Origin of the sequence: Pseudomonas sp. GD03903 (assembly GCF_029840045.1) — a bacterium.
Lineage (GTDB): Bacteria > Pseudomonadota > Gammaproteobacteria > Pseudomonadales > Pseudomonadaceae > Pseudomonas > Pseudomonas pseudonitroreducens.
This window is the reverse complement of record NZ_JAOCBT010000008.1, coordinates 69,815-90,781: the sequence shown is the minus strand read 5'-3', so window position 1 is coordinate 90,781 and position 20,967 is coordinate 69,815. Positions and strand designations below refer to the sequence as shown.

The following is a 20,967-nucleotide window of genomic DNA, read 5'->3' as shown; positions in this document are numbered from 1 at the left end:
TGAAGCTATGGGGCTCACGTTGGAGCCCCATCTGCATGAACCTCGAAGCCATCACCGCGCGCCTGCACGCCATCCGCGACCATAACCACTGGAGTCGCTTCCACAGCCCGAAGAACCTGGCCATGGCCGCCAGCGTGGAAATGGCCGAGCTGGTGGAAATCTTCCAGTGGCTGCGCGAAGACGAATCACGCCAGCTGCCGCCGGAGAAGCTCGCCCATGCCGGCCAGGAAGTCGGAGACATCGTCCTCTACCTCCTGCTGATGTGCGCCGAGCTGGGCATCGACATGAACCAGGCGGTGCTCGCCAAGCTGGCCGACAGCGAACGGCGCTTCATCGAAGGGGGCGCCAAGTGAGCGAATCCCCGAAGACTGGCGACCGTCACTTCGACGAACTGGCCACGCGCTTCGCCGAGAAGATCTACGGCGGCGCCAAGGGTGCCATCCGCCTCGCCGTGCTCCAGGCCGACCTTGCCGAAGCCCTGCCCGACCGCCCACTGCGTGTGCTGGATATCGGCGCCGGGCTGGGCCACATGTCGCTGTGGCTGGCCGGACGCGGGCATCAGGTCACCCTGGCGGAACCCGCCGCGCCGATGCTCGAGGGCGCGCGCCAGCGTTTCGACGAAGCCGGCCTGCAAGCTACGTTCATCGAGGCACCCTGGCAGGACCTGCTCGGCCAACTCAACGAACCCTATGACCTGGTGATCTGCCACGCTGTGCTGGAGTGGCTGGCCGAGCCGCTGGCGATTCTCCCTGTGCTGCATCAGCTGACACGGGCCGACGGCTGGCTGTCGCTGGCCTTCTACAACCGCGACGCGCTGATCTACCGCAACCTGCTCAAGGGCCACTTCCGCAAACTGCGCAAGAACCGCTTCTCCGGCGAGGGCCAGAGCCTGACGCCGCAGGAGCCGCTCGATCCGCGCGTGCTCGAGGCGGCCATGGCCGGCCACTGGCACATCGAGGCACGCAGCGGCGTGCGGGTCTTCCATGACTACATGCCGGTCGAGTTCCAGCACAAGGCCGAGCCGCTGGATCTGGTGGAGATGGAACTGCAATACCGTCGACACCCTGCCTTCGCCGGGCTCGGCCGCTACCTGCACTGGCTGTGCCGACCGCAGGATTAGGTGCATAGTCTTGCCAGCGCACGCCAATTGAAGTGAGCGTGCGGGAGTCCGTCATGCCGCGTTACCTGTTGATCCTGCCACTGCTCGCCGCGCTGGCTGCCTGCCAGAGCCAGAACCCGTACACCGCGACCTCGCTGCCGATGCCGGCTGCCCCTGCGCAGGCGGCCAACCCGGGTCTTGACCCCGGCAGCTACCCGGCGCCCCCGCTGGATTACGGCCGCTACCGTTCGTGGAGCTGGGCCAACGCCAGCGGCTTCGGCGGCCCCTTGCAGGACGCCGTCAGCGAGGCGCTTGACCAGCGCGGCCTGCGCCCGGCGCGAGAGAATGCGCCAGCAGACCTGAGCGTCAGCGCACAACTCTCCAGCGAGCAGCGCACGCGCCAGACCACCGATTACTACAACGGCGGCTACTACGGTGGTTACGGTCGCTGGAACGACCCATGGTACGGCGGCTATGGCGCCTCCTACCCGGTCACCCGCACCTACGTGGTCACCGTCAGCGTGGTGCGCATCAGCCTGTTCGATGCCCGCGACCACCAGCAGATATGGAGTGGCAGCGCCGAGTACGAAGACGGCGGCAACCAGAGCGAGCAGGCCCGCGCACTCCGCGAAGCCGCGCGCAAGGCCATGGACGGCTACCCGCCGGGCTGACCCGCGGCTGGCCGCAAATGTTGCCGGGCAGACATCTCCTGTGACCCTGCGCGCCCCTGCTGGCGCTTGCCTTTGCGCGGACTCTGCGCTTGGATGAAAGCTCTGTCAGGAGTAATCCAACCATGATCCGCCGTTTGCTGCTCTTAGGCCTGATGCTCGGTCTCGCTGCCTGCGAAACCACCAGCGTCAGCCGTGACTACGACACTTCGCGCGACTTCGCCCGCTACCAGACCTGGAGCTGGGCACAACCGGCATTCGAATACCGCCCGGACGACCCGCGCATCAAGAGCGACCTTACCGAGCAACGCATCAGCGACGCCGTCGCCGACCAGTTCGACCAGCGCGGCCTGCGCAAGGCCCAGGACGGCAACCCGGGCGATGTGAAAATCCGCGCCTACCTGATCGTCGACCAGCGCCAGGACCAGGTCACCACCTACACCGGCGGCTACTGGGGCGGTTACTGGGGTGGCTACTGGGGCCCGCCACCGATGGCCGAGAGCCGCACCGTGACCTACAAGGTCGCCACCATCCAGGTCGACATGTTCGACGGCAAGGACGGCAAGCTGGTCTGGCGAGGCAGCGGCGAGCAGATCATGCGCAGCAGCCCGCCGACACCCGCCGAGCGCGAAGCGGCGATCCGCGAGACGGTGCAGAAAGTCATCGCCCAGTACCCGCCGCACTGATGTCGTAGCCAGAAACGGGAGAACGCGTGAACCTGCCTGCCCTGCAACATCGCCCCGCCCTCGCCGCCGACCTCGATGAGGTGGTGGGCTTTCCCCAGGACGCCGACGAGCTCTTCTACTGCTACCCCAAGGCGAGCTGGCCGCTGACCATCGGCCAGCTCGCCGCCGCCATGGCCGAGCGACGCGGGAGTACGGTGGCACTGCTCGATGGCCGTCTTGCCGGCTTCGCCAACTTCTACCAGTGGCAACCCAGCGAGTTCTGCGCGCTGGGCAACATGATGGTTGCGCCCTGGGCGCGGCGGCATGGCGTGGCGCAGTACCTGATCGAGGTCATGGAGAATCTCGCGCGAGACCAGTACAAGGCGCAGGTCATGAAAGTGTCCTGCTTCAACGCCAATGCCGCCGGCCTGCTGCTCTACGCGCGCCTGGGCTACAAGCCGCAGGGCATCGTCGAACGCGCCGATCCGCAGGGCCGGCGTATCGCCCTGGTCCAACTGGAGAAAGCCCTTGTCCACGCCTGAGCCCCAGCGTGTGCTGATCATCGTCAGCAGCGGCCCGAGCACCCCGGCGCGTTGCGCCGCGCCCTTCTACACAGCCACACTGCTGGCCTGCATGGATGCGCAGGTCACCCTGTTCCTCAGCGGCGAAGGCACACGCCTGGCCTTCCAGGATATCGCCGACCACCTCTGCGCCGCCGAGGGTGGCGAGCCCATCGCTCATTTCATCCAGCAGGCCAAGGAAGCCGGCGCGCGCCTTTTGATGTGCCGCGCACCGGGCATCGCCATCGACGAAAGCCGGCTGATCGAAGAGGTCGACGAAATCGCCAGCGGCGGCGAGCTCGCGCGCATGATCCTCGAATACGACCGGGTGCTGACGCTGTGAAGCTGCACGGCCTGGAGTTTCCCGACGACCTGCTCTACGCCCCCGATTACAACCTCTGGCTGCGCGAGGAGGAAGGCGGCGCCGTGACCCTCGGCCTAACGGCCTACGGTTGCGCTGTCTACGGGCAGATCTTCGCCTTCACCCCCAAGCGCGATGGCTGGCACATCGACTGTGACCGCAGTTTCGGCGTGGTGGAATTCGCCAAGGCTGCCTCCTCGGCACGCAGCCCGCTGGATGCCAGCGTACTCGCCAGTAACGAAGCCGTGGTGCGCCGCCCCGGCCTGATCAACCAGGACTGCTACGGCGAAGGCTGGATGGTGCGCCTCAAACCCGACGACTGGGCCGCTGCCCGCGGCCGGTTCCTGCAGGGAGATGCCGCGCTGGACGCCTTTGCCCGGCGCATGCAACTGGACAACTTCGACCCCGACGACGACGGGGTCCAGGCCCTGCGCCCATGAGGCAGGCGGGCTGGTGCCTGGCGTTCCTGCTCTGCCTGCTCGCCAGCACGCCGCTGTACGCCGAACAACTGCCTCGGGACGGCTTCGTCTATCTCGACCAGGTACTGAAGTCCGCACGCTATGACGTGCGCTACGCCGGCACCGACAACTTCGTCGGAGAACCCATCGACGGTTACCGGACAGCGCGAATCATCCTCACCCGCGAAGCCGCCGTGGCGTTGGCCGCGGTGGAGCAGGACGTCGCGCTGAGCGGTCTGGCCCTGAAGATTTTCGATGGCTATCGCCCGCAGCGCGCGGTGGATGAATTCCGCCGCTGGGCCGCCGACCCGCAGGATACCCGGCAGAAAGCCCGCTACTACCCCGACCTGGACAAGCCCGCGCTGTTCCGCGACGGCTACATCGCCAAGCACTCCGGGCACTCGCGCGGCAGCACCGTCGATCTCACGCTGGTGGACTCGACAACCGGGAAAGAAATGGACATGGGCAGCCCGTTCGATTTCTTCGGGCCCATCTCCCATCACGGCACGGCATTGGTCAACGTGCAGCAGACGCGCAACCGCGAAACCCTGCGCCAGGCCATGCTGCGGCACGGCTTCGAGCCCTATGGCGCGGAGTGGTGGCACTACACCCTGAAGGCCGAGCCGTACCCGAAGACCTACTTCGACTTCCCGGTGCAGTGAAGCCCATCGGGCGCTCCCTGGGGAATCCTGCGGAACTCCCCGAGCCCGGGAATTCTCCAACCCTCGCCCCCACCGCCCACGCCCCAGGAGTCGCCACATGCCCCCGCAAGTCCCCGAGTTCGATGGCCAGCGCTGGAGCAACGCCGAAGAGGACCGCATCGAAGTCGTCGCTGCCGATCCCCGCTGGCCGCAGCGCTTCAGCGAAGAGGCCGCGGCCATCGCCCAGGCCGCCAGCCTTCCCGGCCTGGGCATCGAGCACATCGGCAGTACTGCCGTGCCGGGGTTGGACGCCAAGCCGATCATCGACATCCTCCTGCTGCCGCCACCGGGCAGCGACCCGCACGCCCTGATCGAGCCGCTGCAGAAGCTGGGCTACCAGTTCTGGGCGGAAAACCCCGACACCAGCCGGATGTTCTTCGTCAAAGGCATGCCGCCGCTGGGCAGCGGGCGCAGCCACCACGTCCACGTCATGGACCTGGGCGAAGCCTCGCGTCGCCTGCTGTTTCGTGACTGGCTGCGCAGCCACCCCGAAGACGCCCGGCTCTATGCCCGGGTCAAGCACCAACTGGCGCAGCGCTTCCCCACCGACCGCGACGCCTACACCGAAGGCAAGGACGAAGTCGTCGCGCAGATACTCGGGCGCGCGCTCAGCCCGTCGCCGCACCAGCACTGCTGCGAAAGCCCGGAGCCGCACGGCGGAGAAATCCAGGGGCCGGACAGCCGCTGAAGAACACCACGTGTTAATCAGCCGTTAATCCGCCCAGCCGAAGCTCGGGGCTCCCCTCAGGAGGAAGTCCCATGCTCAAGCTCTCCGTGGTCACCTTCGCCTGCTTCACCCTGGTCGGCTGCGCCGACTCCCCGCACTTCAGTCACTTCAGCGCCATCGAATCGCCTGTCCGCGAATCCTTCGGCGAAGACAACCTCGAACGCCAGCCCACCCGCGTACGCCTGCAGAGCGATGATTACTCGGCGCAGCAACAGAAAATGCTCAGCACGCAATGAAAGCCGAGGACGCCGGCCCTCAGGGCCGGTAGCCACTAGCGTCAGGCATGAACGGCAACCGCCCCGAAAATCGGCTGCAAGCCCCTGACATTCCCGCAGAAAACGCCCCGACTGACCTACAGCCGCCTATCAAGCTCTTCCCGGCAGTCCGTCGAGACGCCCTTAGAACCCTACTTCCCGGTTCAAATAGCACACATTGTTTTCGCCACTCGGCCTCTCCTCAAAACCTGGGCTAGCCTGCAAGTTGCACAGCGACCATCGCCCATGCCGGGAGCCCAATACCGTGACCCTCTCAAAAATTCTGGAACTGCTCGGCATACCCATCATCCTTGCCTTCGGTGCCGTGATATTCAACATGAACGGCACACTGTCCACGGTCAGCACCAAAACCGACTTTACCGCCGAGCGCCTCGATAAAATTGTCGAAGCACTACCGGGCATCCAGGCACGCGTCGCCACAGACGCCCTCAAGCGTCCCATTGCCGGATTCATTGCCACCAGCAATCCCGTAAAGACCGGAGACAACGCCTGGACCACCGATATCAGCCTCTACAACGCCAAAAGCGGAGAGCTCAAAATCTATACCTTCGCAACAGATGAAACCATGAAGGACACCATTCGCTACGCGCTGTCCGGTAAGGTAAAAACCGTTAATCCAAGCGCTTACTCTTTTGCCGAAATGGCAGAGTTTGCCGACGATCAGGGGGCCACCACTCAACTGCCCGATGTCCTCGACAATCAGGCCAGCTTCCTCATCAAGGAAAAGAACCTCAAGAGCTACGACGCCTACCTCAAGGGCATGTCCAGGAAAGCTCCGCAGATCAAGGACCTTGGTCCCATGGCAAACTGGCAGGACGTCGAACACAACCTGAAGAACCTTTACGTTCCAGAAGGCTGAACGCCATGACCTTCAACTGGCACAGTGACCCGATCACCCGGCAAACCCCGCTGGATGCGCACTACCGCAACACCCAGAACGTCCGACGATTCATGACCGAGCACTGCGGTGACAGCTTCCACTTCGACCGCGCCTTCATGGCCTGGATACACGGTGGCGCGCCTGTGGATATGGGGGCAGTGGTGGATGAGTGGCTTCATCGCAAGGGACGCGCGACTACCCGCTAACCGCCCACCCACAAGGTAAAGTGGCCGTCGCGAATGGGCACCGCGTCCCGAACAACGCTGTAGCGAACCGGCAGCACGGCCCCCGTGCCGACCCCGAGGTGATCCGCCAGTGCCAGCACCTCCTCGAAGGAAGCTTCCGGCAGGTACTTGTTGAAGGAAAAGCTCTCGGGGCCGATCAGCACCTGTACCGCGTACACGTCCTGCCCGAGCGGATCGTAGGCCAGCAGCCCCTGCAACTCGATGCCCACCGGCAGCCGGAACAGCGCCCTCACCAGCAGCAACGAAACATCCGGCACCACCCCCGCCGCCGTGGCCAGCGGCACCAGGAACGCCTGCTCGCGAACGCCGTCCTGCCAGCGCCACAGGTCGCTGAGTTCCAGATGCTCTTCGGTGAACTGGTCCAGTCTGACCATGGCTTGTCTCGACCTTTCGGGAATGCCTGCCTCAATTCACGAATGGGGTGTTTGATGGTTCTGCACCCACGGGATGGCCTGCCTCAGAAGCGGATCAGAATCGCCGAAGCCCCATCCCATGCCACTTCGTATCCCTCAGCTTCAAGCTCCTGGGTTAACGGCAGGGCCAGCTCTGAACGCTCAATTTCCGACAGTCCTTCTGCCAGCGAGAGATCGTGCAGAGAAACACTGGCCACACTATGCCCCAGCGACACGGCTCGATTTATTGCGCGGATAGCTCGATTCCTGATGATCGTTGGAAGCCCTTCACGAGCAAGCGCCATCAGCTCCCGCGCCCTCGCGGCGGAAACCAACGAGTCGCCGGGCGTTGCAGTGAGGAAGCTCGCTTCCAGCCGGGCAACCAGCTCAGCGTTTAAAGATCGCCCAGAAGCGAGCGCAGCCTGATCGACCTGCGAGCGCAGCTCAATCGGCATCCGGAGTTTGAATTGGGGGTCATCTCTGCTCATCGCCGGATGATGGACCACGGTGGTCTTGACAACAATGGAACCACCGTGATCCCATCGAAATCAAATGGATCACGGTGGTCCCAAAAACCTCCGGAGAGCATCATGGAACCGGATCACAAGCACTCCAACGCGCCTCCGAACATTCGTCAGGACCTGGAAACCATCGAGCACTGGTCGGAACGAAACGGTATCGAGTTTCAGCTCGCCCTGGCGTGGGCAGTGAATGGGCAACTACCCACTGTGCACATTGGTGATCGATGCATGATCAACAGCGCCCTCCTGAGGCGCTGGCTACTGACACAGAAATGGACCAGTTGAAGTTCGGCAATTTCACACACTGAAAGCCCGCGGCTTGCCTTCAGGAGAATCGCCATGACCCAATATGGATCAGAAAACCCCGTATCCCTGCTCGGCCAATACGCTTTGGTATCCACCACCTGCGACGCCGACCCAACCCCGGAGCTGCACTGCATCCAGATCGTCGGCGTGGTGCCTCCGCTGGATCAGATCATCGGCCGCCCGTACTTCCTGGTGATGGACCAGATGCTTAGCCGGCCTTATCCACAAGAGATGTTCTGGCATAACATCCAGTCGCTGAAGGTGCTCGCTCCGGAAGAAGTGGAAGCCTGCAAGGACCTTATTCCCCAGGACGGAATCATGATGTGCTGATGGGACTTACGGCCTGAAATCCCTGCGCGGAATCAACATCAATCATCTACCAGAGAGGAGATTGACCAGATGAGTCTGATAAATGCGTCGCAGCCAAATGCACTACGGGAAGAGGACCGTCAACGTTTGCGGAGACTGCTGATCGCCGGCTCGGTCTCGATGCCAGCCGCCTCTGCCGTCAATGAATACTTCACTTCGCTCCGCACTCGCGCGCAGAAGGCTCGAGATAAAAGCCCTCCGCCACTTTTTCAACACTGAGCGTTGCGAGAAGCAGGGAAAATTGGCGGAAGGCAGTGAGAGTCGAACTCACCCAGGAACGGCTGCCGTCCCCCACCGGGTTTGAAGCCCGGCCACGCCACCGGGCGTGATTGCCTTCCCTGGTCAGAAGCCGGCTACGCGTGCGTGGCGGCAGATGCGGGAGCCAGGATGTTGCCACTGTTGCCATGGCGGATGCCAGCGCAGCGATGCCGCAGCGTTGAGCAAATCGCAGAAGCGCTTTCCGACTGTCCAGCACAAAGCCATGGCTAAATAGAATCAAATCGCCACTTATTTGCCAGAAAAATACGGCAAATTGCCAGCCTGTGCTCTACCCTCGCTAGCAGTACCTCAGGGAGCTGCACGGCATGAAGCCAACTCTACCCATCCTCGAGATTTCCCCACGCCAGGGCATTGGCCCGGTCTGCCTCGGCGATCTGCGCTCCCTCGCGCGCGACGCCTTGGCCGCCGTCGGCTTCCCGCTGGAGTCGTCCAACGGGACGACAGACTATTTCTGCCAGGCAGCAATCCAGATCGAGTGCAACGAGCAGGGGCACGTCTGGTTCATCGGCCTGTCCCAGAGCGAGCAATACCTTGCCCGCTACCGGGGGGTGGATGTGTTTTCGCTGCCGGCCGGGGAGTTGTTCTCACTGATCGCCTCGGCCGACGGCTCCGGCCCGCACGAATTCAACGACAGCGAATACCTGTTCCCCGGGCAGATCATCACGTTGTGGGACGCCGATGAGCAGTACGATCGCCAGGGCCACGAGACGCGCCCCGTCTGGGCCCAGGTGGGCGTCGGCAGCCCGGCGTATGTCGAGGCAGTCTCGGCAATCTGATCCACGGGCGAACTTTGTCGCGCCAGCGGATTATGCTTGTCCCGCACGCTGACAAGGGAATTCCATGCTGAACGCGAAACTCACCAGGGCTCTGCTATGGATGGTCGTTGTCATCCTCGCCATCGCCGTCCTGGCACTCGGGCTGCGGGTCGCCGCGCTGCGCAACATCCCCGCACTGGAGCCCTGGCACACCTGGGTGCCGGACGACCTGCACAGCGACGTGATCGATCGCCTGGACTGGGCCGGCTACCTGGCTGCCGAAGACCGGCTGATGCAAACCATGCGCGAGGAAATGACGGCCAGCCTGCAACCCTTCGAGCGCGTGGCCTACAACCGCTACTTCGACCAGAGCGCGGTTTATCCCGGTCGCTTTGCCACGGACTGGAATCGTTCCTACGAGGCGCGCCCCAACGGGGTCGTACGTGGCGCCGCAGTGTTGTTGCACGGGCTGACCGACTCGCCCTACAGCCTGCGCCACCTGGGTGAGCACCTGCGGCAACAGGGCTTTGTGGTGATAGCCATCCGCATGCCGGGGCACGGTACAGTGCCGGCGGGGCTCACCCATGCGGACTGGGAAGACTGGATGGCCGCTACCCGGCTCGCAGTGCGCGAGGCCTCTGCGCAACTGCCCAAGGGAGCACCGCTATTGATGGTGGGCTTCTCCAACGGTGGCGCGCTGGCGATGAAGTACAGCCTGGATGCACTGGCCGACCCGAGCCTGGTGATGCCGAAGCAACTGGTGCTGATCTCACCGATGATCGGCGTCACTCGGTATGCCCAGTTCGCCGGGCTTGCCGGCTTGCCGGCGGTGCTGCCGGCCTTCGCCAAGGCCGCGTGGCTCAATGTGCTGCCGGAGTTCAACCCCTTCAAGTACAACTCCTTTCCCATCACCGCGGCGCGCCAGACCGTGGAGCTGACGGACGCCCTGCAGCGCAGCCTGGATGCTGCCAGCCGCAGCGGCCAGCTCTCGCGCTTGCCGCCGATCCTCACCTTCCAGTCGCTCGCCGACAGCACCGTCAGTACTCCCGCGGTCATCAGCAACCTCTACGAGCGCCTGCCGGCCAACGGCAGCGAGCTGGTGATCTTCGACCTCAACCGCTCGCTGAACTATGGCCCGTTGCTGCGCCCGGAGATGGCCACGCTCGGCGACCGTTTACTGCCCGAGCGCGAGCGCAACTACGACCTGACGGTGATTTCCAACAGCCCCCAGGACAGCCGTGCCACCACCCTGCACACGCCAGCCCACAGCCAAAAGCAGGAACGCCAGGCGCTGGCGGCGAGTTATCCGCCGGAGCTGTTCTCCCTGTCCCACGTGGCGCTGCCCTTCCCACCCGACGATGCACTCTACGGCCAGCACCCGGACGCCGGCGAAGACTTCGGCATCCGCCTGGGCACGCTCACCCCGCGCGGTGAGCGCGGCGTGCTGATTGCCGGGCTGGACCTGTTCCAGCGGGTGACGTCCAATCCGTTCTACGGTTATCTGGTGCAACGGGTCGACCAGGTTCTGCCGCAGCACTAGTCTCTGCCGCACCCGGCCAGCGGCAATGCGCTACGGTCGTGAACCAGGCGCTCGAGGCGCGCGTGGATGGCGGCTTCTGCTGATGCCGCAGCCAACAGTCACGCGGTACTAGCGGGCCGAGCCACCCGCGTTGTGCTCACGCTCCTGGCGCTGCCGCCACTTCAGATCGTCGCAGCGCAGGCCAACCGGGCTGTCGCCCTTGCTGGTGCCGGTAACGCAGTCGTTGCCGTCGAGATTGACGAACCAGGCCATGCAGTCATCGATCTGATAGATCCAGCGGCCACCGGCCTTGCGGCTGGGAGAACCCCAGGCGCTCTGCACATCCCGCGCCTGCATTCCGGGAAGGACCTGCTTGCGCACAGTGGCGGCGCGGATCTCCTTCTCGGTCATGGGGCCACAGGCCGATGCGGGATCGGCGCCGACCACCGAGTAGCCATCCTGCACGCCCGCTGCTGCGCCAGTTACAGGCGCCGAGGGCGGAACCGCTGCGCCAACCTCGCCGATGTTGCCGCTTGCATCAGCCCTCGATGGTTCCGATCCGGGCGGCGGGCCGATCCGCATGCCCTCGGTTGCCGGCGGCACCTTGATCCGCTCACCACCGGTGCCGTCCGCGCACGCTTGCTGGGTGAAGGTGAGATGCCCCTGGCCATCGTCACACTTGTTCAGCGTGGCGGCGTGGCCGATGGTGGTGAAGCAAAAGCACAGCAGAACGGCGAGACCCCGCATGACCCGACTCCCTGGGAAAACGATCTCCGTCAGCGCGAGTAGCGCTATCGGTCCGCCATTCTGACCTGAGCGCGTGCTGGAGGTGAACTGCTGCGGCGATTGGCAGCGCTCTCAACCAGAGCCACTGGCCTGCGCCAGCGCCGAGTCGGCCCTGATTCGCCGCTCATTGCCGAAGCGGCGGGTGAAGCCGATACGATCGAAGTACTCCAGCAGTTGAATGCAGCGTTTGCGGCCAATGCCAATGCGGTCGCGGAAGGCGGCAGCACGGATGATGCCGGCGTCATCACGCAGTTGCAGGGCATGGCTGGCGAGTTGCTGCAGGGTCTCTTCGGGGTAGAACAGGTCTTTCACCACCTGGTGCAACTGGCCCAGACGGGCCAGCTTGCGCAGTAGCAGGCGCACGTCGCCCTCCTCTGCCTTCAACTCGCGGGCGAGGTCACGCACCCAGGGTGGATCGGAGGCACCCGCCAGCAGCAACGGCCACAGGCGCTCACGCAGCTGTTCGTCGGCCTCGCCCAGTTGTACGCGATGGTCCGGCAGGTGCAGCCAGGGACCACTGCTGTCGACCGCGCCGGTGGTCAGCAGGCTTTCCAGCAGGGCAATGAATACCGGGCGCTCGAGCGGCGAGAACGCGTAACGACGCAGTCGGTCGCGGTCGGGGCCGAGTTCGTCCGGGGCTTCGACATGGAAGCGTTGCAGCGCGTCGAGCAGTTGCCGTTGCAACGCCGACCAGCGCTCCGCCGCGAACAGACGCGCGCCGAGCCGGGTGCTGATTTCGACCAGTTCACCGGGCAACTGCCAGCCGTCGCGTGGTCGATTGAACTGGCGCGCCAGCAGCACGGGATCGAGGCCATTGCTGGCGTGTGCCAACAATGTTGGCAAGGCGCTTTCGAGGCTTTTGCCCTGCAGGGCGCGCAACTGTTCCAGGCGCTCCGGGCTGCGGCGATTGCGCGCGGGGGCGAAGGGGTCGAGCACGCGGCCGCCACCGAGAGTGCGTTGCGCGGACTGATCGCGCAGCACCAGGCGGTCGCCATGCACGGCGTGACTGGGAGCGTTCAGCACCAACTGCGCAAAGGCGCGCTCGCCGGGTTGCAGTCGCTCACCTTCGAGCAGCGCAACACGGCCGGTGACGTCCTGCGCACCCAGGTGGACATGCACCGGCGTCCAGTGGGCGAAGGCGCGGGTTTCGCTGGCCAACAAGTCCAGCTCGATATCGATGCGTGTGGTGGGCGCATGAAGCTCGGCGGCGGTCAGCCAGTCGCCCCGATGAATCTGCTCGAGGCTCAGGCGCTCACCGGCAATGTTCACCGCCACCCGCTGGCCGGCCTGGGCCTGCGGCGCTTCGCGGTTCTGTGCGTGGAGGCCGCGCACGCGAACACGGCGGCCAGCGTTACCCAGCAGCAGCTCATCACCGACATTCACGGTGCCGGCAAAGGCGGTCCCGGTGACAACGACACCGGCCCCACTGACGCTGAAGGCTCGGTCCAATGCCAGGCGGAAGCCACCGGATGCGGTACGCTCGCGGGTCTTGCGGGCGGCATCGGCGAGCGCGGTACGCAACGCCTCGATACCCTCGCCGCTGACGCTGGACAGCGGGAAGATCGGCGCGCCGGCAAGTGGGCCTGGCGCCAGCAGCTCACGCACTTCAGCCGCAACCCGCTCCAGCCGTTCGACCGATACCCGGTCGGCCTTGGTCAGCGCGACCATCGCACGGCAAATGCCGAGCAACTCGACGATGGCGAGGTGTTCACGGGTCTGCGGCATCACGCCGTCGTCGGCGGCAACCACCAGCAGCACCAGATCAATGCCGCTGGCGCCGGCGAGCATGTTGTGGACGAAGCGCTCGTGGCCCGGCACGTCGATGAAGCCGGTCAGCGCGCCGTCGCCAAGGTCGGCATAGACATACCCCAGGTCGATGGTGATGCCGCGCTCGCGCTCGGCCGGACGGCGGTCGCCCTCGACGCCCGTGAGGGCGCGCAGCAACGAGGTCTTGCCGTGGTCGATGTGCCCGGCGGTGCCGACTATCACGCCTTTGCCTCGGCCAGCAGCGGCAGCTGCGCGACGAAGCCGGGCTCATCATCGAGCTGGCGCAGGTCGAGCCAGAGCGCGTCGTCATCGATGCGCCCGAGCACCGGGATCGGCAGGCAACGCAGGCGCTCCTCCAGGTCCAGCAGCGCGCGGCCGCGCTGGCGCTTGGGCTGGTTCGGTCGCAGGCACAGTGCGGCGCTGGGCAGACGGGCGACGGGCTGCGCACCGCTGCCGATCATGCCCAGGGCATCCACGGCGCCGACGCTCCAGCTCTCGCCCAGCAGCGCCGCCAGGGCTGGCGCCAGGCGCTCGGCCTGAACACGGATATCGGCCTGCGCGCGGCTGAGCAGGCGCAGGCTGGTGAGACGTTCGGCGAGGCGGTCCGGATCGCGATACAGGTTAAGCACGGCCTCCAGCGCGGCGAGGGTCAGCTTGTCCACACGCAGGGCGCGCTTGAGCGGATTCTTCTTGATCCGCCCGATCAGTTCCTTGCTGCCGAGGATCAGCCCGGCCTGCGGGCCGCCGAGCAGCTTGTCGCCACTGAAGGTGACGATGTCGGCGCCGTCGCGCAGGGCTTCCTGCACGGTGGGTTCCTTGGGCAGGCCCCAGCGGGTGAGATCGACCAGCGTGCCGCTGCCCAGGTCCTCCAGCAGCGGCAGGCCGTGGGCGTGGGCGATCTGCGCCAGCTGCGGTGTGGCGACACTGGCAGTGAAGCCCTGCACGCTGTAGTTGCTGGTGTGCACACGCATCAGCAGGCCCGAGCGCGGGCCGATGACGGCTTCGTAGTCCTTGGCGTGGGTGCGGTTGGTGGTACCGACCTCGATCAGCTTTACGCCGGCGCGGGACATGATGTCGGGGATACGGAAGGCACCGCCGATCTCGATCAGCTCGCCGCGGGAGATGATGCCCTCCTTGCGCGCCCCCAGGCTGTTGAGCGCCAGCAGCACCGCGGCGGCGTTGTTGTTGACCACGGTGACAGCCTCGGCACCGGTCAGCTCGCGGATCAGCCCGGTGATGAGGTCGTCGCGATCGCCTCGCTTGCCAGTGGCGAGGTCGAACTCGAGGTTGAGCGGATAGCGCGCGGCCAGCGTGATGGCTTCGATGGCCTCCTCCGGCAGCAGGGCGCGGCCGAGGTTGGTGTGCAGCACCGTGCCGGTCAGGTTGAACACCCGCCGCACACGGCTGGCGTGGTGCGCGGCGAGCCGCTCGCCCGCGCGGCCGGCAAGCACCGAGTCTTCCAGTTCGACGGCGGCCAGTTGCCCGTGGCGCATCGGTTCGCGCAGTTCTTCGAGCAAGTCACGCAGGGTCTTGAGCAGGGCCTCGCGGCCATAGCGTTGCTGCAACGGCTGGCAGGCCGGGCTGCGCAGCAGCCGGTCGATGGAGGGCAGGCGTACCGAGGTCATGGACGAACCTTAATGCGAAGTCGATGGCTGGAGTCAGTGTAGGGCGTATAACCGTTCGCGGTTATACGCCACCCCAGCCGAGACGAAGCTGATGGCGGATAACGCGTGCCGCGTTATGCGCCCTACGAAGAGCAGATTCAGCCACCGCCGCCGGGCGCCAGCAGCAGGTTCGGCGCGCTGCGCAGGTAGCCATCCTCGGCAAGGCGGATGTCCAGCGCCAGGCTGGCCAGGTCGTCCGCCTGGGCCTCGGCGTGCTTGTCGTGCTGCAGGTAGAACTGTTTGAGATAGGACTGGCAGCCCGGACAGGTCTCGGCCTTGAGCGGCGCCTGGTCGCTGGCCACGCCTTCACGCTGCAGCGAGTAGTAGGTCAGGCCCTTGCTCTCGGCGCAGTGGCTGCACTTCACGCGCACGTAGTGCCATTCGCAAGAGCACAGCGAGCAGGACAGGTAACGCAGGCCGGCGTGCTTGCCCTGATGGCGGACCATCCCCGCCACCGGCGGCGCGCCGCAGGCCGGGCAAAGGGTCTGGCTGTCGGTCTCGGCCAGGGTGTCGTCCGGCAGTTGCAGCAACCATTGGCTGAAGGCGACCTGCAGCACGGCGCCGAGGAACGGCACCAGCGCCGGCGGCAACAGGTCGAACTGGCCGTTGAGCAGCCCCAGCGCCCAGGCCTTGCGCTGGCCGGAGTCTGCGCTGCGCAGGGTTTTCAGTGCTTCGACCACCGCCGGGTTGGCGGTCAGTTCATAAGCATCGAGGAAGGCGTCCAGCAGCGGCAGCCAGGCGCCCTCCCGCACCAGCACTTCATAGGCCAGCGGCGGCATGCGGTGCTCACGGCTGCGCGCCAAAGCGGCGGCGTCCGGCGAGGGCAGGAACAGCTTGCGATCGAGCAGCGCCTGCTGGATGTCGCAGACACCGGCGATCAGTTCGAGATAGCCCTGCAGGGGATTGCCCGGCGCCAGTTGGCGCAGACGGACGGAGCGGCGGGAGAACAGATCGGCAGACGGCAGGTTGAACAGGGGGGGAATGTTGGCGGCAGCTTCGATCTGCCCGGGTTCGAGAATTCGGCCTGACACGCAGGACTCCTTGTTGAAGGGGGCGGGGGCCGAAGGAGCCCCTCACCCTGCCCCTCTCCCGGAGGGAGAGGGACTGTCAGTACCGGCTGGAGGATCAGCGCCCGCCGGCGATTACGTCGAGCGTCAGTGCCCCTTGCCCTTGTCCACGTCCTTGAGCCAGGCGGCGTGGTGCTTGCGCGCCCAGCCGCGGCTGACCCAGCCATAGAGCATGGCGCCCATCGAGCCCTTCACCCAGATACCGGCGTAGATGTGCACCAGGATGCTGCAGATGAGCACGAAGGCAGCGAAAGCATGCAGCAGCGAGGCGACGCGGATGATGTCGATGCCGAAGAAGTGGCTGAAGTACGCACGCCACATCACCAGACCGGTCACCAGCAGCACCAGCATGCACAGCAGCAGGGTCCAGAACAGCAGCTTCTGCCCGGCGTTGTAGCGGCCGACTTCCGGGAGGTTTTCCTCGCGGTTGGTGACCACGTCGCGCCATTGCTTCAACCACTGCACGTCGCGCTTTTCCACCAGGTTGTGGTGGGCGAAGCGAATCACCAGGCCGAGGAAGAACAGGAACATCGCCACCCCGAGGAAGGGATGGAGGATACGCGTCCACGGCCCGCCGCCGAACAGGTTGGTCAGCCAGAACATGGCCGGGTGGAACAGCGCCAGCCCTGAAAGGCCGGCGAGGAAGAACAGAATGGCCACCATCCAGTGGTTGCTCCGTTCGTTGGCGTTGTAACGCTGGATATCTTTTTTCATGTCGTCGGGCTCCTTGCTGCCCTTTTCCGCCTCCCCCGGGAGGAAGGCGGAAGTCAGTCAGCGGGGATCACGCGGATCGTAGCCATGCACCGAAGGATCGACCTTGTGCACCGGCGCCTGCGGGTCGGGACCGTCTTCCTCGTCCTCCTCGACCCGGTTGGGGCCGATGCGGGTGTAGTGGAAGAACCCGGCCAGCACCACGCCCGCCATGGCCAGCAGGCCCAGCGGCTTGGTCAGGCCTTTCCACAGGCTGACCATCGGGCTGATGGCCGGCTTGTCGGGCAGGCCGGCGTAGAGCGAAGGCTGGTCGTTGTGGTGCAGCACGTACATGACGTGCGTGCCGCCCACGCCTTGGGGGTCATACAGGCCGGCGTTCTCGAAGCCACGGGACTTCAGGTCCTCGATGCGCTCGGCGGCGTGTTCCTTCATGTCCTCCTTGGTGCCGAAGACGATGGCGCCGGTCGGGCAGGTCTTCACGCAGGCCGGCTCCATGCCCACCGCCACGCGGTCGGAACACAGGGTGCACTTGTACGCCTTGTGGTCCTTCTGCGAGATGCGCGGGATGTTGAAGGGGCAGCCGGTGATGCAGTAGCCACAGCCGATGCAGTGGTCCTGGTTGAAGTCGACGATGCCGTTGGCGTACTTCACGATCGCGCCAGGGCTCGGGCAGGCCTTCAGGCAGCCGGGCTCCTCGCAGTGCATGCAGCCGTCCTTGCGGATCAGCCACTCCAGGTTGCCGGCCGGGTTCTCATGCTCGGTGAAGCGCATGACCGTCCAGGACTGGTCCGTGAGGTCGATCGGGTTGTCGTAGGTGCCGTGGTTGTGGCCGACCTCGTCGCGCAGCTCGTTCCATTCCGAGCAGGCGACCTGGCAGGCCTTGCAGCCGATGCACTTGGACACGTCGATCAGCTTGGCCACTTCCTGCTCGTGCCGCACCGAGGGTGACGGCAAGGTCGTGGCGGAGCGGGCGTAGATGTCTTGACTACTCATGCGTCACCTCACGCCTTTTCCACGTTGACGAGGAAGGATTTGAACTCCGGCGTCTGCGTGTTCCCGTCACCCACGAAGGGCGTCAGGGTGTTGGTCAGGTAGCCGTTGCGCGCCACGCCGGAGAAGCCCCAGTGCAGGGGAATGCCCACGTGGTGCACGGTCTGGCCGTTGACCTGCAGCGGTCGAATACGCTTGGTCACCACCGCTACCGCCTTGATGAAGCCGCGGTTGGAGGAGACCTTAACAAGGTCGCCGGCCTTGATGCCGAGCTCCTTGGCCAGCGCCTCGCCGATCTCGACGAACTGTTCCGGCTGGACGATGGCATTCAGACGGCAATGCTTGGTCCAGAAGTGGAAATGCTCGGTGAGCCGGTAGGTGGTCGCGGCATAGGGGAACTCCTTCGCCGTGCCGAACAGCTCCATGTCGTTCTTGAACACCCGCGCCGCCGGGCTGCTGATCGCCTGCGGGTTCTTGTGCAGCGGGTTGACGCCGATCGGCGTCTCGAACGGCTCGTAGTGTTCGGGGAACGGGCCCTCGGCCATCTTGTCGACGGCAAAGAAGCGCGCCACGCCTTCGGGGTTCATGATGAACGGATTCATCCCCGCTTCCGGCGCCACGTCGGCCTTGAAGTCCGGGACGTCGGTGCCACCCCAGGCCTTGCCGTTCCACCACACCAGACGTTTCTTCAGCGGGTCCCACGGCTTGCCGCTGACGTCGGCCGAAGCGCGGTTGTAGAGGATCCGCCGGTTGGCCGGCCACGCCCAGGCCCAGCCCAGGGTCTGCCCCATGGCGTATGGGTCGCTGTTGTCGCGGCGGGCCATCTGGTTGCCCTGTTGCGTCCAGGAACCGGCGAAGATCCAGCAGCCGCTGGCGGTGCTGCCGTCATCGCGCAGCAGCGCGAAGGCCGGAAGCTGCTCGCCGGCTTTCGCCAGGACCATGCCGTTGTTGGGATCGACCAAGTCGGCCAGCGCCTTGCCGTTGTACTCCTTGGCGATCTCTTCCGGGGTCGGTTCGTCCGGCGTCAGGTACGGCCAGTCGAGCCCCAGGATCGGGTCGGGGAAGGCGCCGCCATCCTTGCGATAGGCCGCCTGCAGGCGATGCAGCAGCCCGCTCATGATGGCGATGTCGGTACGTGCTTCACCCGGCGGCTCGGCGCCTTTCCAGTGCCACTGCAGCCAGCGGCCGGAGTTGACGATGGAGCCGTCCTCCTCGGCGAAGCAACTGGTGGGCAGGCGGAACACCGTGGTCTGGATGGCCTTGGTATCGACGTCGTTGTGCTCGCCGGCGTTGCGCCAGAACTCGGAGGTTTCGGTGGCCAGCGGGTCCATCACCACCATCCACTTCAGCTTGGCCAGTGCAGCGCTGACCTTGGCCTTGTTGGGGAACGAGGCGAGGGGGTTGAAGCCCTGGCAGAAGTAACCGTTGACCTTGCCCTGGTACATCATGTCGAAGTAGCGCAGCACGTCGTAGCCGGCGCCCGGCATGTCCAGCTTGGGCAGCCAGTCGTAGCACCAGTTGTTGTCCTTGGTGGCGGACTTGCCGAACCAGGACTTCATCAGGCTGACGTGGAACTTGGGATAGTTCTGCCAGTAGGACAGTTGCCCCGGGCGCAGCGGTTTGCTGGTGCGCTTGGTGATGTAGGCGTTGTAGTCCTGCTCCGCATCCATGCCCAGGGTCAGGTAGCCGGGCAGCGAGTTGGACAGCAGCCCGAGGTCGGTCAGGCCCTGGATGTTGGAGTGACCGCGCAGGGCGTTCATGCCGCCGCCAGGCATGCCGATGTTGCCCAGCAGCAACTGGACCATCGCACCGGTGCGGATCATCTGCGCGCCGACCGAGTGCTGGGTCCAGCCCAGGGCGTACATGATGGTCATGACCTTGCCCGGCGCCGCGGTGGTGGAAATTTCCTCCCACACCTTGAGCATCATGTCCTTGGGCGTGCCACAGATGTTGCTCACCATGTCCGGCGTATAGCGGCTGTAGTGCTGCTTCATCAGGTTGAACACGCAGCGCGGGTGCGTCAGGGTCGGGTCGACCTTGGCGAAACCGTCCTCGCCCAGCTCGTATTGCCAGGAGGACTTGTCCGGGTAGGTGCGCTTCTCCGCGTCGTAGCCATTGAACAGGCCGTCGTCGAAGCCGAAGCCTTCCTTCACGATGAAGGAAACGTCGGTGTAGTTGTGCACGTATTCCTTCTGGTACCTGTCGTTTTCCAGAAGGAAATTGATCAGGCCGCCAAGGAAGGCGATGTCCGTGCCGGTGCGGATGGGCGCGTAATAGTCGGCCACCGAAGCGGAACGGGTGAATCGCGGGTCGACCACCAGCAGGCGCGCCTTGTTGTGCGCCTTGGCTTCGGTCACCCACTTGAAGCCGCACGGGTGCGCTTCAGCGGCGTTTCCGCCCATGATCAGGATCAGATCGGCATTCTTGATGTCGGTCCAATGGTTGGTCATGGCTCCACGGCCAAACGTCGGGGCAAGACTTGCCACCGTCGGGCCGTGTCAGACACGCGCTTGGTTGTCGAACGCCAGTAGTCCGAGGGAACGCATCACCTTGTGGGTGATGTAGCCAGCTTCGTTGGAAGACGCCGACGCGGCCAGGAAGCCGGTGGTCAGCCAGCGGTTCACCGTCTGGCCCTGGGCGTTCTTCGCGATGAAGTTGGCGTCGCGGTCGTCCTTCACCAGCTTGGCGATGCGATCCAGCGCCTCGTCCCAGCCGATGCGCTTCCACTCGCTGGAGCCGGCTTCGCGGATTTCGGGATACTTCAGGCGGTTCGGGCTATGGACGAAGTCCAGCAGGCCAGCGCCTTTGGGGCAGAGCGTGCCGCGGTTGACCGGGTGATCGGAATCACCCTCGATATGAATGATGTTCTGCGCGACGTTCTTCGCCGCATCACCCTGGCTGTACAGCAGGATGCCGCAACCTACCGAGCAGTACGGGCAGGTGTTGCGGGTCTCGACAGTGCGCGCAAGCTTGAAATGGCGGATTTGGTCGGCGAATGCATCCGGGGGTGCCATCCCGAGTGCAGCCAGGCTCGAACCTCCGAGTCCCACGGCGCAGACCTTGAAAAATTGCCGACGGTTCATATCCATCGTGCGTCTCCTGATCAGGCAGCGTACGTCCGGTGCATAGCCGAACCCTTGCTGCTTAAAAGATAGCCAAGCGGGCGCGTTGCGCCAGCTTTGAGCGGGGCAGACCATGCACG

General features: G+C 65.1%; 25 protein-coding genes and 1 tRNA gene. 16 read left to right on the top strand and 10 right to left on the bottom strand.

The genetic code is table 11. The features are described 5' to 3' along the window. Positions 1-35: 35 nt before the first annotated feature. From N5C91_RS14725 to N5C91_RS14670, 12 genes are all read left to right on the top strand, one after another. Complete coding sequence (locus tag N5C91_RS14725) at positions 36-353, top strand: nucleotide pyrophosphohydrolase (protein ID WP_236171408.1); 318 nt, start codon at positions 36-38, stop codon at positions 351-353. Then, positions 350-1,120, top strand: coding sequence for a methyltransferase domain-containing protein (locus tag N5C91_RS14720; RefSeq protein WP_279830241.1), 771 nt, complete (start codon positions 350-352; stop codon positions 1,118-1,120). The genes N5C91_RS14725 and N5C91_RS14720 overlap by 4 nt, the downstream gene beginning before the upstream one ends. Before the next feature lie 53 nt (positions 1,121-1,173). After that, a complete protein-coding gene (locus N5C91_RS14715; protein ID WP_236171406.1) occupies positions 1,174-1,770 on the top strand; it encodes a DUF4136 domain-containing protein in 597 nt (198 codons plus the stop codon). Positions 1,771-1,892: 122 nt separating this feature from the next. Beyond that, entirely contained in the window at positions 1,893-2,453 is a 561-nt protein-coding gene (locus tag N5C91_RS14710) for a DUF4136 domain-containing protein (protein WP_236171405.1), read from the top strand. Between the two features lie 32 nt (positions 2,454-2,485). Then, positions 2,486-2,974 (top strand): GNAT family N-acetyltransferase, encoded by a 489-nt coding sequence (locus tag N5C91_RS14705; protein WP_236199279.1) that lies wholly within the window; start codon positions 2,486-2,488, stop codon positions 2,972-2,974. Beyond that, on the top strand, positions 2,961-3,335 hold the full coding sequence (locus N5C91_RS14700; RefSeq protein WP_236171404.1) for a DsrE family protein: 375 nt from the start codon (positions 2,961-2,963) through the stop codon (positions 3,333-3,335). Before N5C91_RS14705 ends, N5C91_RS14700 begins: the two co-directional genes overlap by 14 nt. Next, a complete protein-coding gene (locus tag N5C91_RS14695) occupies positions 3,332-3,793 on the top strand; it encodes a glycine cleavage system protein H (protein ID WP_236198948.1) in 462 nt (153 codons plus the stop codon). The genes N5C91_RS14700 and N5C91_RS14695 overlap by 4 nt, the downstream gene beginning before the upstream one ends. Next, positions 3,790-4,473, top strand: a complete 684-nt coding sequence (locus N5C91_RS14690) for a M15 family metallopeptidase (protein ID WP_279830240.1) — start codon at positions 3,790-3,792, stop codon at positions 4,471-4,473. Before N5C91_RS14695 ends, N5C91_RS14690 begins: the two co-directional genes overlap by 4 nt. Before the next feature lie 97 nt (positions 4,474-4,570). Further along, positions 4,571-5,200, top strand: coding sequence for a GrpB family protein (locus N5C91_RS14685; protein WP_279830239.1), 630 nt, complete (start codon positions 4,571-4,573; stop codon positions 5,198-5,200). Positions 5,201-5,271: 71 nt separating this feature from the next. Then, positions 5,272-5,475: a hypothetical protein gene (locus tag N5C91_RS14680; protein WP_279830238.1), complete on the top strand. Its 204-nt coding sequence runs from the start codon at positions 5,272-5,274 to the stop codon at positions 5,473-5,475. A gap of 283 nt (positions 5,476-5,758) precedes the next feature. Continuing rightward, positions 5,759-6,373, top strand: a complete 615-nt coding sequence (locus N5C91_RS14675; RefSeq protein ID WP_279830237.1) for a hypothetical protein — start codon at positions 5,759-5,761, stop codon at positions 6,371-6,373. A 5-nt stretch (positions 6,374-6,378) separates the two neighbouring features. Further along, a complete protein-coding gene (locus N5C91_RS14670; protein WP_279830236.1) occupies positions 6,379-6,600 on the top strand; it encodes a DUF6434 domain-containing protein in 222 nt (73 codons plus the stop codon). Here the strand turns inward: N5C91_RS14670 and N5C91_RS14665 are convergent. Beyond that, entirely contained in the window at positions 6,597-7,013 is a 417-nt protein-coding gene (locus tag N5C91_RS14665; RefSeq protein WP_279830235.1) for a hypothetical protein, read from the bottom strand. The genes N5C91_RS14670 and N5C91_RS14665 overlap by 4 nt on opposite strands. Positions 7,014-7,096: 83 nt before the next feature. Continuing rightward, positions 7,097-7,519, bottom strand: a complete 423-nt coding sequence (locus N5C91_RS14660; RefSeq protein ID WP_279830234.1) for an Arc family DNA-binding protein — start codon at positions 7,517-7,519, stop codon at positions 7,097-7,099. A gap of 102 nt (positions 7,520-7,621) precedes the next feature. Here N5C91_RS14660 and N5C91_RS14655 point away from each other — a divergent pair, with 102 nt between their 5' ends. Further along, the gene (locus tag N5C91_RS14655; protein WP_279830233.1) at positions 7,622-7,837 is read left to right on the top strand and encodes a DNA-binding protein; all 216 of its coding nucleotides are present in this window, start codon (positions 7,622-7,624) and stop codon (positions 7,835-7,837) included. Between the two features lie 54 nt (positions 7,838-7,891). Beyond that, positions 7,892-8,188 (top strand): hypothetical protein, encoded by a 297-nt coding sequence (locus N5C91_RS14650; protein WP_279830232.1) that lies wholly within the window; start codon positions 7,892-7,894, stop codon positions 8,186-8,188. A 281-nt stretch (positions 8,189-8,469) separates the two neighbouring features. Here the strand turns inward: N5C91_RS14650 and N5C91_RS14645 are convergent. Continuing rightward, a tRNA-Sec gene (locus N5C91_RS14645) sits at positions 8,470-8,565 on the bottom strand. A 246-nt stretch (positions 8,566-8,811) separates the two neighbouring features. On the opposite strand from N5C91_RS14645, the gene N5C91_RS14640 reads away from it, so the two are divergent. Together N5C91_RS14640 and N5C91_RS14635 are read left to right on the top strand one after the other, a co-directional pair. Further along, the gene (locus N5C91_RS14640; RefSeq protein ID WP_236198956.1) at positions 8,812-9,282 is read left to right on the top strand and encodes a hypothetical protein; all 471 of its coding nucleotides are present in this window, start codon (positions 8,812-8,814) and stop codon (positions 9,280-9,282) included. A gap of 64 nt (positions 9,283-9,346) precedes the next feature. Further along, entirely contained in the window at positions 9,347-10,801 is a 1,455-nt protein-coding gene (locus tag N5C91_RS14635) for an alpha/beta hydrolase (RefSeq protein ID WP_279830231.1), read from the top strand. A 108-nt stretch (positions 10,802-10,909) separates the two neighbouring features. Here the strand turns inward: N5C91_RS14635 and N5C91_RS14630 are convergent, their stop codons facing one another. The 7 genes from N5C91_RS14630 to fdnG form a co-directional block, all read right to left on the bottom strand. Beyond that, positions 10,910-11,527 carry a DUF4124 domain-containing protein gene (locus N5C91_RS14630; RefSeq protein WP_236171395.1) on the bottom strand — a complete coding sequence of 206 codons (618 nt, stop codon included), beginning with the start codon at positions 11,525-11,527 and terminating at the stop codon, positions 10,910-10,912. Between the two features lie 111 nt (positions 11,528-11,638). Continuing rightward, entirely contained in the window at positions 11,639-13,555 is a 1,917-nt protein-coding gene (selB, locus tag N5C91_RS14625; protein WP_279830230.1) for a selenocysteine-specific translation elongation factor, read from the bottom strand. Beyond that, positions 13,552-14,958, bottom strand: coding sequence for an L-seryl-tRNA(Sec) selenium transferase (gene selA / locus N5C91_RS14620; RefSeq protein ID WP_279830229.1), 1,407 nt, complete (start codon positions 14,956-14,958; stop codon positions 13,552-13,554). The genes selB and selA overlap by 4 nt, the downstream gene beginning before the upstream one ends. Positions 14,959-15,095: 137 nt before the next feature. After that, positions 15,096-16,028 carry a formate dehydrogenase accessory protein FdhE gene (fdhE, locus tag N5C91_RS14615; RefSeq protein WP_279830228.1) on the bottom strand — a complete coding sequence of 311 codons (933 nt, stop codon included), beginning with the start codon at positions 16,026-16,028 and terminating at the stop codon, positions 15,096-15,098. A 123-nt stretch (positions 16,029-16,151) separates the two neighbouring features. Further along, positions 16,152-16,778, bottom strand: a complete 627-nt coding sequence (locus N5C91_RS14610; RefSeq protein ID WP_236171391.1) for a formate dehydrogenase subunit gamma — start codon at positions 16,776-16,778, stop codon at positions 16,152-16,154. Positions 16,779-16,835: 57 nt separating this feature from the next. Next, a complete protein-coding gene (gene fdxH, locus N5C91_RS14605) occupies positions 16,836-17,768 on the bottom strand; it encodes a formate dehydrogenase subunit beta (RefSeq protein WP_081515660.1) in 933 nt (310 codons plus the stop codon). Between the two features lie 8 nt (positions 17,769-17,776). Further along, on the bottom strand, positions 17,777-20,854 hold the full coding sequence (gene fdnG / locus N5C91_RS14600; protein ID WP_279830227.1) for a formate dehydrogenase-N subunit alpha: 3,078 nt from the start codon (positions 20,852-20,854) through the stop codon (positions 17,777-17,779). Positions 20,855-20,967: the final 113 nt, after the last annotated feature.

Coding starts and splice junctions, on each gene's coding strand:
- fdxH (WP_081515660.1), bottom strand. CDS start 17,768: ATGAGTAGTCAAGACATCTACGCCCGCTCCGCCACGACCTTGCCGTCA.
- N5C91_RS14660 (WP_279830234.1), bottom strand. CDS start 7,519: ATGAGCAGAGATGACCCCCAATTCAAACTCCGGATGCCGATTGAGCTG.
- N5C91_RS14715 (WP_236171406.1), top strand. CDS start 1,174: ATGCCGCGTTACCTGTTGATCCTGCCACTGCTCGCCGCGCTGGCTGCC.
- N5C91_RS14650 (WP_279830232.1), top strand. CDS start 7,892: ATGACCCAATATGGATCAGAAAACCCCGTATCCCTGCTCGGCCAATAC.
- N5C91_RS14670 (WP_279830236.1), top strand. CDS start 6,379: ATGACCTTCAACTGGCACAGTGACCCGATCACCCGGCAAACCCCGCTG.
- N5C91_RS14710 (WP_236171405.1), top strand. CDS start 1,893: ATGATCCGCCGTTTGCTGCTCTTAGGCCTGATGCTCGGTCTCGCTGCC.
- N5C91_RS14680 (WP_279830238.1), top strand. CDS start 5,272: ATGCTCAAGCTCTCCGTGGTCACCTTCGCCTGCTTCACCCTGGTCGGC.
- N5C91_RS14690 (WP_279830240.1), top strand. CDS start 3,790: ATGAGGCAGGCGGGCTGGTGCCTGGCGTTCCTGCTCTGCCTGCTCGCC.
- N5C91_RS14610 (WP_236171391.1), bottom strand. CDS start 16,778: ATGAAAAAAGATATCCAGCGTTACAACGCCAACGAACGGAGCAACCAC.
- N5C91_RS14640 (WP_236198956.1), top strand. CDS start 8,812: ATGAAGCCAACTCTACCCATCCTCGAGATTTCCCCACGCCAGGGCATT.
- selA (WP_279830229.1), bottom strand. CDS start 14,958: ATGACCTCGGTACGCCTGCCCTCCATCGACCGGCTGCTGCGCAGCCCG.
- N5C91_RS14655 (WP_279830233.1), top strand. CDS start 7,622: ATGGAACCGGATCACAAGCACTCCAACGCGCCTCCGAACATTCGTCAG.
- N5C91_RS14665 (WP_279830235.1), bottom strand. CDS start 7,013: ATGGTCAGACTGGACCAGTTCACCGAAGAGCATCTGGAACTCAGCGAC.
- N5C91_RS14630 (WP_236171395.1), bottom strand. CDS start 11,527: ATGCGGGGTCTCGCCGTTCTGCTGTGCTTTTGCTTCACCACCATCGGC.
- N5C91_RS14685 (WP_279830239.1), top strand. CDS start 4,571: ATGCCCCCGCAAGTCCCCGAGTTCGATGGCCAGCGCTGGAGCAACGCC.
- N5C91_RS14725 (WP_236171408.1), top strand. CDS start 36: ATGAACCTCGAAGCCATCACCGCGCGCCTGCACGCCATCCGCGACCAT.
- N5C91_RS14635 (WP_279830231.1), top strand. CDS start 9,347: ATGCTGAACGCGAAACTCACCAGGGCTCTGCTATGGATGGTCGTTGTC.